General features: G+C 57.4%; 14 protein-coding genes. 11 read left to right on the plus strand and 3 right to left on the minus strand.

Annotated elements, in window-relative coordinates; genetic code table 11:
* Window positions 1-192: 192 nt before the first annotated feature.
* Together abiEi and GFER_RS16695 are read left to right on the plus strand one after the other, a co-directional pair.
* Entirely contained in the window at window positions 193-741 is a 549-nt protein-coding gene (abiEi, locus tag GFER_RS16690; protein WP_040101182.1) for a type IV toxin-antitoxin system AbiEi family antitoxin, read from the plus strand.
* A complete protein-coding gene (locus GFER_RS16695) occupies window positions 728-1,588 on the plus strand; it encodes a nucleotidyl transferase AbiEii/AbiGii toxin family protein (RefSeq protein ID WP_040101184.1) in 861 nt (286 codons plus the stop codon). Before abiEi ends, GFER_RS16695 begins: the two co-directional genes overlap by 14 nt.
* Window positions 1,589-2,207: 619 nt before the next feature.
* Here the strand turns inward: GFER_RS16695 and GFER_RS18815 are convergent.
* Window positions 2,208-2,453, minus strand: coding sequence for a hypothetical protein (locus tag GFER_RS18815; RefSeq protein ID WP_139172205.1), 246 nt, complete (start codon window positions 2,451-2,453; stop codon window positions 2,208-2,210).
* Window positions 2,454-2,712: 259 nt separating this feature from the next.
* Here GFER_RS18815 and GFER_RS16700 point away from each other — a divergent pair, with 259 nt between their 5' ends.
* The 5 genes from GFER_RS16700 to GFER_RS16720 all read left to right on the plus strand — a co-directional run bounded on the left by GFER_RS16700 (window position 2,713) and on the right by GFER_RS16720 (window position 7,917).
* Window positions 2,713-3,846, plus strand: a complete 1,134-nt coding sequence (locus GFER_RS16700) for an ATP-binding protein (protein ID WP_235264120.1) — start codon at window positions 2,713-2,715, stop codon at window positions 3,844-3,846.
* Window positions 3,847-4,170: 324 nt separating this feature from the next.
* Entirely contained in the window at window positions 4,171-5,112 is a 942-nt protein-coding gene (locus GFER_RS16705) for a UDP-glucose 4-epimerase family protein (RefSeq protein ID WP_074669617.1), read from the plus strand.
* A 53-nt stretch (window positions 5,113-5,165) separates the two neighbouring features.
* A complete protein-coding gene (locus tag GFER_RS16710) occupies window positions 5,166-5,531 on the plus strand; it encodes a four helix bundle protein (protein ID WP_040101186.1) in 366 nt (121 codons plus the stop codon).
* 147 nt (window positions 5,532-5,678) lie between these two features.
* The gene (locus GFER_RS16715; RefSeq protein ID WP_040101187.1) at window positions 5,679-6,233 is read left to right on the plus strand and encodes a sugar transferase; all 555 of its coding nucleotides are present in this window, start codon (window positions 5,679-5,681) and stop codon (window positions 6,231-6,233) included.
* A 283-nt stretch (window positions 6,234-6,516) separates the two neighbouring features.
* Entirely contained in the window at window positions 6,517-7,917 is a 1,401-nt protein-coding gene (locus GFER_RS16720) for an MBL fold metallo-hydrolase RNA specificity domain-containing protein (protein ID WP_040101234.1), read from the plus strand.
* Window positions 7,918-7,991: 74 nt separating this feature from the next.
* Here the strand turns inward: GFER_RS16720 and GFER_RS19835 are convergent, their stop codons facing one another.
* Complete coding sequence (locus GFER_RS19835) at window positions 7,992-8,288, minus strand: type II toxin-antitoxin system RelE/ParE family toxin (protein WP_074669618.1); 297 nt, start codon at window positions 8,286-8,288, stop codon at window positions 7,992-7,994.
* Window positions 8,285-8,554 carry a type II toxin-antitoxin system ParD family antitoxin gene (locus GFER_RS16725; RefSeq protein WP_040101188.1) on the minus strand — a complete coding sequence of 90 codons (270 nt, stop codon included), beginning with the start codon at window positions 8,552-8,554 and terminating at the stop codon, window positions 8,285-8,287. The genes GFER_RS19835 and GFER_RS16725 overlap by 4 nt, the downstream gene beginning before the upstream one ends.
* Before the next feature lie 266 nt (window positions 8,555-8,820).
* Here GFER_RS16725 and GFER_RS16730 point away from each other — a divergent pair, with 266 nt between their 5' ends.
* The 4 genes from GFER_RS16730 (at window position 8,821) to GFER_RS16745 (ending at window position 15,890) form a co-directional block, all read left to right on the plus strand.
* Window positions 8,821-10,797, plus strand: coding sequence for a polysaccharide biosynthesis protein (locus GFER_RS16730; RefSeq protein ID WP_052446538.1), 1,977 nt, complete (start codon window positions 8,821-8,823; stop codon window positions 10,795-10,797).
* 123 nt (window positions 10,798-10,920) lie between these two features.
* Window positions 10,921-12,402: a mannose-1-phosphate guanylyltransferase/mannose-6-phosphate isomerase gene (locus GFER_RS16735; RefSeq protein WP_040101190.1), complete on the plus strand. Its 1,482-nt coding sequence runs from the start codon at window positions 10,921-10,923 to the stop codon at window positions 12,400-12,402.
* A 68-nt stretch (window positions 12,403-12,470) separates the two neighbouring features.
* On the plus strand, window positions 12,471-13,856 hold the full coding sequence (locus GFER_RS16740; protein WP_052446539.1) for a phosphohexomutase domain-containing protein: 1,386 nt from the start codon (window positions 12,471-12,473) through the stop codon (window positions 13,854-13,856).
* A gap of 123 nt (window positions 13,857-13,979) precedes the next feature.
* The gene (locus GFER_RS16745) at window positions 13,980-15,890 is read left to right on the plus strand and encodes a S8 family peptidase (RefSeq protein ID WP_040101191.1); all 1,911 of its coding nucleotides are present in this window, start codon (window positions 13,980-13,982) and stop codon (window positions 15,888-15,890) included.
* The last annotated feature ends 51 nt before the right edge of the window (window positions 15,891-15,941 follow it).

The raw sequence follows: 15,941 nt of genomic DNA on the forward strand, positions 1-15,941 counted from the left end.
ACCTCCTTTGTTGGTATGACTGGCATTACCATGTTCGTTGCGCAAGTGACGGTCAGGTCTTTGACTGGAAAAACTTTATCACGCGGAGATCGCAGAGGGCTCAGAGAAAAGTCTAAACCAATACTTGAACATTTCAGGCATTAATGGTATACACAAAGTCACAAAAACTGTCACCCTGTGTGGATCTTTTTGATGCAGCCGATAAAACAACTCAGCCGGATTCTGGACAACCTTGCCGATTCGGAGAATTATCTTTTTGCTCTGGATGATCTGCGTGGCGCATTGCCGGATGCCGGTCCGGGGTCATTCAAGGCGTTGCTAAGCCGCGCGCAAAAAAGCGGCATTCTCAAGCGGGTCTGTAAGGGGATCTATCTATATCAGCGTATCAACTACCCGGCAGGGCATATTCTGTTTCATACTGCTGTCAAACTACGCGCTGATGCTTTTAATTACTTAAGCCTTGAATCGGTGCTCAGCGATGCCGGGGTCATCTCCCAGATTCCTCTAAACTGGATTACTTTGATGTCGTCTGGGCGCAGCCACATTGTTGATTGTGGCGAATTCGGGCATATCGAATATATTCACACCAAACGCAAACCGGACGATGTTGCCAACCAGTTGACCTATGACAGGGAATGTCGCCTCTGGCGCGCCTCGGTGGCATTGGCTCTGCTCGACATGAAGCTGACTCGCCGCAATACCGACCTGGTGGATTGGAGTCTTGCCAATGAGCTTGTTTGATCAACTGGTTGACGAAGCGATACGCAGCCTGCCGCAATTTTCTTCTTTGCGGGTTGTGGTGGAAAAAGAGCTGCTGCACCATGACATTCTTCGTGAAATGAGCCGTGCCGGATTTTTGCAGAAGCTGACGTTCATCGGCGGAACCTGCCTGCGTACCTGCTACGGCTCGCCGCGCTTGAGTGAATATCTGGATTTTACCGGAGGAGCGGATTTCACTAAAGACGCTCTGATGGAGCTTGGCGCTGTTCTTGTTGAGCGGCTGAAGGTAAAATACGGTCTGCCGGTCTCTGTCAGTGAGCCGGTTCGCGAAGAGGGCAATGTTGCTACCTGGAAGCTAAGGATGATGACGCGTCCTGACCGCAAACATTTACCGGCCCAACGCATCAATATCGATATTTGTGCGCTGCCGAGCCATGATCGGCGCCCCGTGATGCTGCGCAACCACTATGCGGTCGAGATGGGAACCTCGGGTCTGATTATACAGGCCCAGAGCCGGGCAGAGATTTTCGCCGATAAAATCGTCGCGTTCGCCATGCGTCCGAACCGTCTCAAAAACCGTGATCTTTGGGATATTGTCTGGCTAAATCAGCAAGGCGTCGCGTTGCCGGTGGATCTGGTATGGCATAAGGTTGTCGATCGTCGCCTGGATCGAAGCGATTTTTTGAGCCGGCTCGTGCAGCGACTGGCCGAGCTACGGTCAGACCCTTTGTATCAAAAAGAATTTTTGTCGGAAATGCGCCGCTTTCTACCGCCATCGGTTGTGGCTGAAACACTCACGCAGGACGGCTTCTGGACTGTACTGGTAGATGTGGTAACAGGAGAATGCGAACGGGTTAAAAATCAGTGATCACAAAGGCAAGAAACAGACGAAGGGCTTCTAAGAATTTTTCTGAACGCTGATGAATGGGATGAACGCTGAGGGAAAAGCATGAAATTTAAGGGTTTAAAGACAAATTTTTTGTTTTTATCCGCGTGACCAAAGGCAACGACTGGATCAGGCGCTGAAAGAGACTGCCGCGGCCGCTGGAGAGATTTTGCCCGAGGCGGTTTATGCGCCTCTTAGCTTCAGTGTCGTGCAAGGAGACGAATTCCAGTTCGTTTTGCAAAGGCCACAGGATGCTTATGCATTTGTGGTTCTGATGCGTACTCTGTTGTGAACCTCCGGCCTCAGCCCCGCCCCTTCCTTTCGTTCCGCCATCGGCATCGGCGAACTGACGGTGGGCAAGGGCGATTGAGAACCGCTGGACCGCGCTTCAGTGCGAGACGATTCGATATCGCCTGCAACATCAAATATATGAAACGATTGGGAAAGAATTAAGGATTACGAAACAGGGTGTTGAAAAGCGGCTGCGCGCCGCATACTGGGATGAGCTTTCCCGTGGAATGGACTTTATAATCAAAGCTTTGTCACCGTCTAAAGGTTGACACTCGCCATGTCAACCTTTGGGTAACTATTGGACACCCACTTAAAGCTTCCTGTCGAAGCTCTTTGAATATGCAGCCGAGTTCGTTCGCGCCGAAATCGACAATGCCGCGGTGTTTGCGCCCTGCGATGTCGAAGCGGCGGTCAGCAGTTTTGATGCGTTGAAACGGGAGAATGTCAGGCGCACCACATTTATTGAAAAATATGCCAGAGACAACATCATGCGTGCCATGGCGGCGGATGTACTTTCGCTTTTTCCGCGATCGTAGAGTTGATGATTGAAAACCATTCTCACGCAACGCCGCAAAAGAATTTTATGAACGCTGATGAACAGGATAAACGCTGATGAAAAAAGTATGAATCTGAGGGTTTAAAACCCAAAGCATTTGCTTTTTTATCTGTGTTGATCAGCGCTCATCTGCGTTCGACACCCGCTTAAAGACGCTCCTCAGTGCCCAGTAATTGCATTTACCTTGCAAAAATGGATGTAGGTTCCTAAAATGCAAGGTATGTTGAAGCGATTTCTAGCAGACAGACTCCAGAAAAGCATGGCGCAATACCCGTCGGTGGCATTGCTGGGTGCGCGTCAGGTCGGCAAAACCACCCTGGCCAAGACGATTGCCAAACACCAGAACACGATCTATCTGGATCTGGAAGCACCGGAAGACTTGCTCAAATTGAGCGACCCCGGCAGTTATTTGAGTGGTCACGGCGATAAGCTGGTCATCCTGGATGAAATCCAGCGTGCCCCCGATTTGTTTGGAGTTTTGCGCGGCATCATCGACAAGAACAGAGAACGGGGAAGGAAGGCCGGCCAATTTCTTTTGCTTGGATCGGCCTCGATGGATTTGCTGCGGCAGTCTTCTGAAAGTTTGGCCGGGCGCATCAGCTATATTGAAATGAGCGGGCTGAATGTGCTGGAAACGGGACATAATAGGGACGCCCTCTTGAATCTCTGGTTCAGGGGCGGTTTTCCGGATAGTTATCTGGCGGACGATGATGCCCTGGCCATGGATTGGCAGGAGAATCTCATCCGCACTTACCTGGAACGCGATGTGCCGCAAATGGGGTTTCGGGTACCAGCAAACAGGTTGCGGCGGTTGTGGACGATGTTGGCGCACAACCAGGGAGAGACGGCCAACTGCTCCAAGCTTGGCGGCAATCTCGAAATTGACGGCAAGACAGTCAGCCATTACATCGATATTCTTGTTGATCTGCTCCTGGTAAGGCGTCTGGAGCCCTGGCATAACAACGTAAAAAAACGGCTGATAAAATCCCCGCGCTTCTATATCAGAGACACAGGCATACTGCACCGGCTCCTTGGTATTGATGATTACGAGTCTTTGCTGTCGAACCCGGTGCTCGGGAAAAGCTGGGAAGGCTTTGCCGTTGAAAATATTCATTCCGTGCTGCCCCGTCGCGCTGAAACCTATTATTACCGCACTGCCGCAGGAGCTGAAATTGATCTGGTTATTAACTTTTCCTCGGCAGAAACCTGGGCTGTTGAAATAAAACACGGAGTCGCCCCCAAACTGGGCAAGCATTTCAGCAGTACATGTGAAGACGTGGGCGCGACTCACAAATACGTTGTGTATGGCGGCGATGATGAATTTCCGGTGGGTGATGGGGTGACGATGATCTCGCTGCCGCGGATCATGGAAAAGCTCAGGAGCAAGGGGTGAGAGTTGAGAGAATTAACCCTCAACCCTGCTTTTGTATTCGCCTTCTTGGCGTCTTGAGTGAGCACTGGCGATCGGGCGTGAGGCAGATTTTTTCGCGGTTCGAGAATTGCGCAATCAGCCGCATGGGCGTTCGTGCCAGCTCTGTTTTTACAGCGTCGCTCTCACCCAAGCTAAGGCACCAAGAATTTTTCGAACCCTGATGAATGGGATGAACACAAATGAAGGGCGTCATGAATTCAGTTAAATCGTCAATGGAATTTTATCTGCGTCCATCCGTTTTTATCTGCATTCAATTAGCCGTATCTGAGTACTGAGGGGGAGTTTGTGTCTAGAATTTTAATCACCGGCGCTACAGGCTTTGTCGGTCGTGGGCTCTGTTCGCGACTCGGGTCCGAAGGGCGTGATTTGCGCTGTGCCCTTCGCCATCCGTCATCTTTGGCAAACGCAGTGGTCGTCGGCGACATCGGTCCTGAAACTGATTGGGAGCAGGCGCTAAGCGGGGTTGATACCGTTATCCATCTGGCGGCCCGTGCCCATGTCATGAACGATAGCTCCAGCGATCCCCTGGCCGAATTCCGCCGCGTCAATGTCGCCGGCACCCTCAACTTCGCACAACACGCCGCTGCCGCCGGTGTCAAGCGCTTCATTTTCCTCAGTTCCGTCAAGGTCAACGGCGAACAGACTGCCCCCGGCCGGCCATTCACCGAACAAGATTCCCCCGCCCCTCAAGATCCCTACGGTATCTCCAAGCACGAAGCTGAAGAGGGTCTGCACCGCTTGTCCACCGAAACCGGTCTGGAAATCGTCATCATCCGCCCGCCCCTGGTCTACGGCCCCGGCGTCAAAGGCAATTTTTCCGGCATGATGCGCTGGATCGGCAAAGGCATCCCCCTGCCCCTCGGCGCCATCCGCAACCAACGCAGCCTGGTCGCCCTCGACAACCTCGTCGATTTCATCATCACCTGCATCGATCACCCCGCCGCCGCCAACCAGACCTTTCTCGTCGCCGACGGCGAAGACCTCTCCACCACCGAACTGCTGCGTCGCGTCGGGCAGGCCATGGGCAAACCCGCGCGCCTGATTCCGGTGCCCATGTCGGTACTCAAGTTCGGTGCGCGATTGCTCGGCAAACAGGCCATGGCTCAGCGCTTGTGCGGCAATCTGCAGGTAGATATTTCCAAGGCCAGAGAGGTGCTGGGATGGGAACCGCCGGTGAGGGTGGGGGAGGGACTGGGGAAGGCAGCGAGGGAGCGAGAGAGCAAGTAGCGAGAAGGTAGAGGCAGTGAGAGAGCGAGATAGCAAGTAGCGAGGAAGTGAAAATGGAAAAGCCACATAAAAAACTAAATGTCTGGCAGAAAGCGGTTGATCTGTCGGTAGATACGTATCGTATTACAGAATCTTTTCCCAAATCTGAGCTATTTGGACTCGTCAGTCAAATGCGCCGTGCCGCGGTAAGTGTGTCTGCAAATATTGCAGAAGGGGCAGCGAGGACAGGGCCGAAAGATCAGCTGCACTTTCTGAATATCGCCAGAGCATTATTAAGCGAACTTGACACCCATCTGGAAATAGCCTTAAGGATCAAATTCGTGTCTGGCACAGATGCTCAACTAGTCTCATCTTTGATGACCGATGTAGATCGTCTACTTTACGGATACATGAAGTCAGTCAGGAAATTAGTGAGTTGATAGGGCAGCGAGGTAGCGAGGTAGCGAGGTAGTAAGGTCAAATCCTCTCTCGCAATCTCGCAATCTCGCAATCTCGCAATCTCGCTACCTTACTGATTTTCCTTTCCTGCTATCTCACTTTCTAACACCTTTACATAGGAACACCCCATGCTCCGGATTTTTGACATTGTCCTTTCCCTTACCGGCTTAATTCTTGGCGCCCCGGTTTTTATCATCATCACTGTTCTGGGATACTTTGACACAGGTTCCCCCATCTTTCGTCAGGAGCGGGTCGGAAAGCACAAAAAGTCATTCATTCTGGTGAAGTTTCGTACGATGAAGCTGGATACGGCATCTGTGGCAAGTCATCTGGCATCGACCTCTTCCATCACCAGGATCGGTAGCTTTTTACGTAAAACCAAGCTCGATGAGCTGCCGCAGCTGTGGAACGTGCTTAAGGGCGAGATGAGTCTGGTGGGTCCGCGCCCCAATTTGTTCAATCAGGCCGAGCTGATCGCTGAGCGTGACAAGCGAGGCGTCTATTCCGTGCGCCCCGGCGTCACCGGTCTTGCGCAGATCAACGCAATCGATATGTCGACCCCGCAACTGCTGGCGGAAACCGACGCGAAAATGATCAAGGAGTTGACCATCGGCAAGTACTTTTCTTACATCCTGCAAACGGTCACCGGCAAAGGATCGGGGGATCGGGTGCGGGGGGAATAGAGGGGTGGGACGGTGTTTACCGGAGCCTGGCGGGGACGTTGTCGATGTTTTGATTTTCTTGCGGAACCCTGGTGCGCGGGGCCGCTTGTGGCCAGGGCAAGGCTGAAGACTCTATTCCGAACGCCGATCAAGGCGGATAAAAGCGATAAGGGCAATCAATTTGGGGACGTTGTTGAACAGTTGACTTCCTGGTTGGGACCACGTTTGTCTCAGGGTCACGGGTTACCGATAAGGGATTCGCAGTTTATTTAGATTTTTGCATTTATAGGAGGTGGTTGTGGAGGTGTTCCCCGAGATTGTCCATCATGGCGGAAAGGACGGCGTGACCGGGTCCTGCCATGAATTGCGGGTTGATGATGAAAACGGCCTGCTCGTCGACTGCGGCCTGTTCCAGGGCGAGGATGCCGAACGGCTCAGCGGTTCGCAGGAGGCTTCATCTCTTGAAATCGATTTTACCCTGACGCACATCAAGGCTCTGGTGGTCACCCATGCCCATATCGACCACGTGGGCAGGATTCCCTATCTGCTGGCCGCCGGTTTTGCCGGTCCCATCTATTGCAGCGAACCGACGGCGCTGCTTCTGCCGCTGATGCTGGAAGATGCGATAAAAATCGGCTTCACCCGCGATCAACGTCTTATCGAGAAATTTGTCGCCCTGCTCGAACAACGACTGGTGGCTCTGCCTTACGGCCAATGGCGTGAGGTGCCCCTGAGCGGCTCTGCCCGCCTCGACATCAAGCTGCGGCGCGCGGGTCACATTCTGGGCTCGGCCTACGTGGAGTGCCGGGTGAAAAGTGCCTGCGGTGATGCGTCGCGGGTGCTCTTTTCCGGCGATCTCGGCGCGCCTTTTGCGCCGCTTTTACCGGCGCCGAAGTCGCCTTATGGGGCGGATGTGGTGGTGCTGGAGAGCACTTACGGCGATCGCGTGCATGCGGATCGCCGCTCCCGCCGTTCACGCCTGCAAACGCTCCTTGAACATGCGTTGGTTGATCGCGGCGTGGTGCTGGTGCCGGCCTTCAGCATCGGCCGCACCCAGGAGCTGCTTTACGAGATAGAAGGTATCATTCATCGTCAAGGACGGCGCGAGGCCGCGCCCGGCGTGCCCTGGGCGGATCTGGAGATCATCGTCGATTCGCCCCTGGCGAGCCGGTTCACCGAGGCCTATCGACGCCTCAAGCCCTTCTGGGACGCCGAAGCGCAGCAACGCCTGCGCGCCGGGCGCCATCCCCTGGCCTTCGAACAACTCACCACTATCGACAGCCACGCCGATCATCTGCACACTGTCGACTATCTGCACCGCACCCGCCGTCCCTGCGTGGTGATCGCCGGCAGCGGCATGTGCGCGGGCGGGCGCATCGTCAACTATCTTAAGGCGCTTCTCGCGGAGCCCGCCACCGATGTGCTGTTCGTCGGCTATCAGGCGGCGGGCACGCCGGGGCGGGCGATCCAGCAGTACGGCCCGCGCGGCGGTTATGTGACGCTCGACGGCAAGCGCTACGACATTCGCGCCCAGGTGCATACTCTCTCGGGCTACAGTGCCCACGCCGATCAGCGCAATCTGCTCAATTTCATCAAACGCATGCGCCGCCGTCCAAAGTTGGTGCATCTGGTCCATGGCGAGGCGCAAGCCAAGGCCGCGCTCAGGGGAGAGTTGGAGGCGCTGGGCGTGGCGGTGCGCGTCTGAATGGCGTGGTTCGCACAACCAGCAGGGGGGGCTCTTGAGGGAAAACGAAATACCTGTAACCGCTGGGTCGCTATTTAGACGAGCCGATTTGGATCCTGTCTGCTGTGTAACACGCGGACAATCGTGATGTGCTTGGATTGCACCTGATAAAATACGATGTGACTTTCAATCGGAAAACTTCGGATCTCAGGGAGAAGTTCGGGGCGCTCCATGCCGATATGAGGCCGTTCAGTCAGCGACCAAAGACATTCTTTGAGATTCTCGATATACTTGGATGACTGGTTCTGCCCCCAGTTTCGCAGACTAAATAGATAAATGTCTCTGAGGTCATCTCGTGCAGCGGGTGAGATGACCAGATGATGATGGCTCATGAACGAGGCTCGCCCCGGAGATCATCAAACAATTTATCAAGCTCTTTTCTGGATTCAATCCTGATCCCTTGCCCCTGCTTAAGTTGGTCAACGCCCATTTGGATCTGTTCGCGCAAACGAGCGAGCTTGATCTCATAGATCCACTCTTCGTGGGCATCCATAAAGCGCAAGGCTTCTCGGATGACCTCGCTGGCGTTGCTGTAGAGGCCGCTTTCAACCTTGGCTTTGACGCGGGCTACCAATTCCGGTGTCAGTGAGATGTGCATAACTTTCTCCGTATCGAGGGACTTTAATCAAAGAATAGGGCGCTATACAAAGATTGTCAATCTTTGTAGTTTTTGAGGGGCCTTGGAGTGCTTTCAGGTTTTGCGAACCCCTTTTTCAGGTTTTTCCTGATAGACAAGTCGGGAAATTTTGTTCTATGCTAATGGCTCAATTTTGTGCTGTTTTTATCGTCTACGGATGGGTTGGCCCGTGCTGCGCGGTCTGATATGGCATGGGACGCAAAACCTTGAGGGGTTTATACAGGTTTATGAAGTCTTCTTTAGTTCTCAGCAAAAGATCCTGGATCATTTTTGGTCTTAAGACCGTCATTATTGCCTCTGCTTTTTTCCTCGCCTTTCTGCTGCGTTTCGATTTCCAGATTCCCGGGGCGCAGTGGCGCATCTTTCTCGAGATGGTGCTGCCCGTTCTGCTGATCAAGCATGCGATTTTCTGGGGTTTCGGACTGAGTCACGGCTGGTGGCGCTATGTATCGCTGGCCGATGTTTTCGATGTGTTCAAGGCCAATCTGGCGGCCTCGTTGGCGGTGGTGCTCTACGTGGTGTTCGTCCACGGGGTGGCGGGGGTGCCGCGTTCGGTGCTGATTCTTGACGGGGTCTTTTGCTTTCTTTTTTCCTGTGGTGTCCGGTTTCTCACCCGGGCCTTTCGAGAAAATTATTTCCCCCGGCTGCGCGCCAGATCTCTCAATCAGAAGCGGGTTTTGATCGTCGGTGCCGGTCAGGCCGGGCAGATGCTGGTGCGCGAAATCCGCTCCAATCCCGACATCGACAAGACCGTGGCCGGTTTTGTCGATGATGACGCGGAGAAACAGGGGCGGCGCTTTCAGGGATTCAAAGTGCTCGGTGGCCAGGAGCGCCTGGCCGAACTCTGCGCCAGGGAAAAGATCGACGAGGTCATCATCGCCATCCCCTCGGCCACGGGCAAGCAGTTGCGTAAAATCGTCGAGCGCTGCCAGGGTGCGGGCGTTGCCTTCAAAACCCTGCCGGGAGTGGGTGATCTCATCGAGGGCCGGGTGACCATTCAACAGGTGCGCCCGGTGGATGTCGAGGATCTGCTCGGCCGTGACATGGTGCGCATCGAGGTCGATCGCATCAAAGCCTTCCTCGGCGGCAAGCGGGTGCTGGTGACGGGTGCGGCCGGCAGCATCGGCAGCGAGATTTGCCGTCAGGTGGCGCGTTTTGGGCCGGCCAAGCTGGTGCTGTTCGACAATGCCGAGTCGCCCCTGTTTTATGTGGAGAAGGAGCTCGGCGAGGCCTTTCCCGATATCCCCGTCGCCGCCATCATCGGCGATGTGCGCTACCGGGCGCGGGTTGAGGCGATTTTCGACGAATTTCAGCCGCAGGTGGTGTTTCACGCCGCCGCCTACAAGCATGTGCCCATGATGGAGCACAATCCGGCGGAGGCCGCCAACAACAACGTGCGCGGCACCAAGATCATCGCCGATGCGGCCCATGTTTTCAAGGCCGAGAGCTTTGTCATGATTTCGACGGACAAGGCGGTTAACCCCACCAACATCATGGGCGCGACCAAGCGCGCCGCCGAACTCTATGTGCAGGATCTCAGCAGGCGCAGCAAGACGCAGTATGTGACGGTTCGCTTTGGCAACGTGTTGGGCAGCGCGGGCAGCGTCGTGCCCATCTTCAAGTCGCAGATTGCGGCCGGGGGCCCGATTAAGGTGACCCATCCGGAAGTCACGCGCTTTTTCATGACCATTCCCGAAGCCACGCAGTTGGTTCTGCAGGCCGGCAGCATGGGCAAGGGCGGTGAAATCTTCCTGCTGGATATGGGAGAACCGGTCAAAATTCTGAATCTGGCCGAACAGCTGATCCGCCTCTCGGGGATGCGTCCCTACGAGGATGTAGAAATTGTATTCACCGGGCTGCGCCCCGGCGAAAAACTCTACGAGGAACTCTTGCTGGCGGGTGAAGGCATCATGCCGACCGCCCATGAAAAAATCCGCGTGGCGCGCGCGGCCTTTTGCGAACCGCAGATTCTTGCGCGGCAGATCGAGGAGCTGTATCAGGCCGAACGGGCTATGGATATGGAACGGGTGCGCGCGCTGCTGCGTACCATCGTTCCCGAATATCAGCCGCCGGAACCCGGCAACCCCGCATATGAGCAGCTTTTCGTCGAACCCGACCGGCGCCAGAATCAGGAGGGCGTGGTGATCAGGCTTGCCGACCGGCGCCACCGCAGAGGTCGGGTCGCCGGCGAGAAGGCGGGCTAGATAGAGAAGAGACGCGCGCATTGTCCCGGCGTGGTGTGTCGCAAAAGTTGAAAACCGGCTTTATCTGCCTTAAGGTAGAGGCCGGTTTTGTTGTTTTATTATCCCATCGCCACGAGGTTTCCCATGATTGTCCCCGTCATCCTGTCCGGCGGCGCCGGCACGCGACTGTGGCCGCTGTCGCGCGAACTCTATCCCAAGCAGCTGCTGCCCCTGGCGGGCGAACGCACCATGCTGCAGGACACCGCCCTGCGTCTGGAGGGTGTGGCGCAATTGAGCGCGCCCCTGGTGGTGTGCAACGAGGCGCACCGTTTCATGGTGGCTGAGCAAATGCGCCAGGCGCAGCGTACCCCGGCGGCGATCATCCTCGAGCCCCTGGGGCGCAATACCGCCCCGGCGGTGGCGGTGGCGGCGCTGCAGGCCATGGCGGACGGCGAAGACCCGCTGCTGCTGGTATTGCCCGCCGATCATGTGATCGAGCGTCCCGAAGCCCTGCGCGCGGCGGTGGAGATGGGCGCGCCTCTGGCGCAGGAGGGTCGTCTGATCACCTTCGGCATCGTGCCAACGGCGCCGGAGACGGGGTATGGCTACATTCGAGCGGGTCAACCGCTCGAATGTAGCCGTCAGTCGTCCGTTGTCCGTTGTCAGTTGGGGATTTCTGAAGCCACGGACAACGGGCCACGGACAACGGACGCAGCCTTTGCCGTCGCCCAATTCGTCGAAAAGCCCGACTTGGCGACGGCGCGGGCTTATCTGGCCTCGGGGGAGTATTTCTGGAACAGCGGGATGTTTCTGTTCAAGGCCTCGCGTTTTCTGGAGGAATTGGAGCGGCTGGCGCCGGAGATTCTGCGCTGGTGTCGCGCGGCGCTGGATGAGGCGGAGCGGGATCTGGATTTCATACGTCTGAACGCCGATGCCTTTGCCGCCTGTCCGGGTAATTCCATCGACTATGCGGTGATGGAGAAGACCGACGCGGCAGTGGTGATTCCTCTGGCGGCGGGATGGAACGATGTGGGCTCCTGGTCGGCGTTGTGGGAGATCGGCGCGCGTGATGCCGACGGCAACGTGCGGCGCGGCGACGTCCTGGTGAGCGACAGCCGCAACTGCTACCTGCATGCCGAGCGCCGCCTGATCGCGGCGGTGGGGCTGGAAGATATGATCGTGGTGGAAACCGCCGACGCGGTGCTGGTGGCGCGCCGCGACCGGGTTCAGGAGGTCAAGGATATCGTCGCGCAACTCAAGGCCCAGGACCGCGAAGAAGCACTGCTGCATCGGCGTGTCAACCGCCCCTGGGGCAGCTACGAAGGGCTGGTGCAGGACGGCCGCTTTCAGGTCAAGCGCATCAGCGTCAACCCCGGCGCCAGCCTCTCGCGCCAGCTCCATCACCACCGCGCCGAGCACTGGGTGGTGGTGCGCGGCACCGCTCGCGTCACGCGCGGCGAAGAGACTTTCATCCTCGCCGAAAACGAATCGACCTTCATTCCCCTGGGTGTCGAGCACCGCCTGGAAAACCCCGGAAAGATTCCCCTGGAAATGATCGAAGTGCAAAGCGGCAGCTATCTCGGCGAAGACGATATCGTGCGCTTTGAGGATCGGTATGGCCGCTAGCGCGGCCTCATCGACGAGCTTGTGCCGAAGATCAATGCCTATCTCAAATCCATAGGAAGCAATAACTCATGAATCAACCACGGACAACGGACAACGGACAACGGACGTCACTTCCCTGCTTTAAAGCCTACGACATTCGCGGGCGTTTGCCTGACGAGCTCAACGAGGACGTCGTCTACCGCATCGGGCGGGCTTATGCGCAGTTTCTTCAGCCGCAAAAGGTTGTGGTGGGGCGCGACGTGCGTTTGTCCAGTGCTTCGTTGTGCGCGGCATTGGCGCGCGGGCTGACGGATGGCGGCGCCGATGTGGTGGATATCGGGTTGTGCGGGACCGAGGAGATTTACTTTGCCACCTTTCATGGCGCGATGGATGGCGGCATCATGGTGACTGCCAGCCACAACCCCATGGATTACAACGGGATGAAGCTGGTGCGCGCCGGGGCGCGTCCCATCAGCGGCGACAGCGGCCTGCATGAGATCGCCGCGCTGGCGGCGGCGGCCGACTTTGCTCCGGCGGCGATTGTGGGGCGGGTGGTTGCACAAGATTTCAAGGCGGCTTACGTGCGCCATCTGCTGACTTATGTCGACGTCGCGCAGCTCAAACCTCTCAAGGTGGTGGTCAATGCCGGAAACGGCTGTGCCGGCCCGGTGCTTGATCTGCTTGAGCAGCAGCTGCCTTTTGAATTTATCCGCGTGCATCATGAGCCGGACGGAAACTTCCCCAACGGCATTCCCAATCCGCTGCTGCCCGAAAACCGCGACGCCACCGCCGCTGCGGTGCGCGCCCACGGCGCCGATCTGGGCCTGGCCTGGGACGGGGATTTCGATCGCTGCTTTTTCTTTGACGAGGCGGGCGATTTTATCGAAGGTTATTACATCGTCGGGCTGCTCGCCGAAAGCATTCTGCAGAAACATCCCGGCGCGCCCATCATCCATGATCCGCGCCTGACCTGGAACACCATCGAAATGGTGGAAGCGGCGGGCGGGGTTCCCATCCAGAGCAAAACCGGGCACGCCTTTATCAAGGAGCGCATGCGCGCCGAAGACGCAGTGTACGGCGGCGAGATGAGTGCGCATCATTATTTTCGCGACTTCGCCTATTGCGACAGCGGCATGATCCCCTGGCTGCTGGTGCTGGAAATCATGGGACAAGGCGGCAAGCCCCTGTCGGCCCTGGTGGGTGAGCGTCAGGCGCGTTTTCCGGCAAGCGGCGAAATCAATCGCAGGCTCGACAATCCACAAGCGGCAGTAGCGGCGGTGGAAACCCGCTACCTAGACGCGGCCCTGGCCCTCGACCGCACCGATGGATTGAGCATGGAATTTGCCGATTGGCGCTTCAATCTGCGCCTGTCCAACACCGAACCGGTGCTGCGTCTCAACGTGGAGAGCCGCGGTGACGCAGGGCTGATGCACGCCAGGACCGAAGAACTGCTGGCGCTCATCGACACCGCTTGAAAGGCAAACGACCCATCCCTGTAACAAGAGCTGGTTTGACGACCACACGGATCTGCTGATGCGTGTGGTCGCGCGGCGTGATTCTTGCTTTATAATGGTAAAACCATACGGCGAGGATCGCATATGTCAATTTTTCGCGTTCTTGACTCGATTCTGCCTGCCCTGTTGGCGACTCTCCTGCTGACCATCCTTCCCGTCTCGCACTCCTCGGCAGCAGAAATCGCACCCGGCCTGCGTACCGCTTTGCAACATACCTCTGCGGAGCAGAGGGTGGATATCATCCTCATCCTTGACGCGGCGCAGGAGGTGCCGGATTTCGTCCGGCAGCGCAGTGTTAAGACGCGGGCGTCCCTGGCGCGCGACCTGCGCGCACGGGCCCGTGGGAATGAGGCGCCCCTGGTTGCCTTTCTGCAGCGTCGCGGCATCACTGATCTCCAATCCCTGTGGCTCATCGACGGCTTGGCTTTTCGCGCCACTCCCGCGCAAATTGCGGAACTGCAAACCCTGGTCGAAGTCAGAGCCTTGCATCTTGATGAGTTTGCCGAGCCGCCGCCCGTGGAGCCGAGCTTTGCGCACAATTCACCAGGCTGGAACATTGCCCGGGTGGGCGCGCCGCAACTCTGGGAGCAGGGTTTCACGGGTGCCGGGCAAGTGGTCGCCATCATCGACACGGGCGTTGATTTGAGCCATCCTCTGCTGGGTTCGCGCTGGCGCGGGGGAGCCAATAGCTGGTTCGATCCCTTTGACGGCACTGTGGAGCCGAGCGATTTTGTCGAAGGGCAAGGTCTCGCCCACGGCACGGCGGTTGCCGGGGTGGTGGCGGCTGGCGATGGTTTGGGTGTGGCTCCAGGGGCGCAATGGATCGCTGCGCGTATTTTTCATCCCGAACGTCAGACCCGCACTTCGCACATCATTGCGGCCCTGCAGTGGGCGCTTGATCCCGACGGCGACCCGACCACCGACGATGCGCCCCAGGCGGTCAACAACTCCTGGGGTCTCACCACGCAGGATTCCTGCAACACCGTTTATCGTCCCGCCGTTCAGGCACTCAAGGCGGCAGGCATCGCCGTGGTGTTCGCGGCCGGCAACGCGGGGCCGGACGAGGCGACCAGCGAAAGCCCGGCCAACTATTCCGAAAGCTATGCCGTTGGAGCTACCGACAGCCTCAATCGCATTGCCCCTTTCAGCGCGCGCGGTCCCTCGGCGTGCGACGGCGGCATCTATCCCGATGTGACGGCGCCGGGGGTCAGTATCGTCACCACCGACATCGGCGGCGAATTTGTTTCTGCTTCGGGAACGTCTTTCGCCGCGCCCCATGTCGCCGGGGTTATGCTGTTGCTCATGGAAGCCTTTGCCGACGCAACAGTGGCCGAGATCGAGGAAGCACTGCGGGCTTCGGCCATTGATCGGGGGCCGGCGGGACCGGATAACAGCTTTGGCCATGGGCTGATCAGTGCATCGGTCGCCTATGAGTATCTCGATTTCACGCCGGTGCCCGAACTTCTGGCGCCGGCCAATAGCGCGGTGATTGCGGGCAGCGAAGTGACTTTGGCCTGGCGGCAGCCGCCCGACAGTTTTGGAGAACCGGTGGCCAATCGGGTGATGGTGGCGTTGGACGCAGAGTTTTCTCACCCACTGGAAGTGGTGGCGGCCGCGGATGCCCTGCAGCCTGGCCTGCCGGGAGGCGGTGGTGGCGTGCTTCCGGCCATGGTGGGGCTGGCCATGGCCGGGATTGCCTGCCGGCGACGCCTGCGTCTGCTGCCGGCGGTGCTGGTGCTTGGGCTGTTACTCTCTTGCAGCGGCGGAGGCGGCGACGGCAACAGCGGAGATTTCCTTGTGGAGAGCGATAATGGCTTGATTTTTGTGGTTGATGAGGATGTCGATCCGGAAATCATCGAGGGCGAGGATCCGGAGCAGCGCACTCTGACTCTGACCGGATTGGCGGGCGGCGCTACCTACTATTGGAAAGTGACGGCGGAAAACGCCCGCGGCAGCCTGAGGGAAAGCGACGTGCGCTCTTTTGCCCTGGAGTGAGACGCGCCTAACCCTCGGACGCAGATGAACGCGGAAAAGGCTGGATCAAGG

Origin of the sequence: Geoalkalibacter ferrihydriticus DSM 17813 (assembly GCF_000820505.1) — a bacterium.
GTDB lineage: Bacteria > Desulfobacterota > Desulfuromonadia > Desulfuromonadales > Geoalkalibacteraceae > Geoalkalibacter > Geoalkalibacter ferrihydriticus.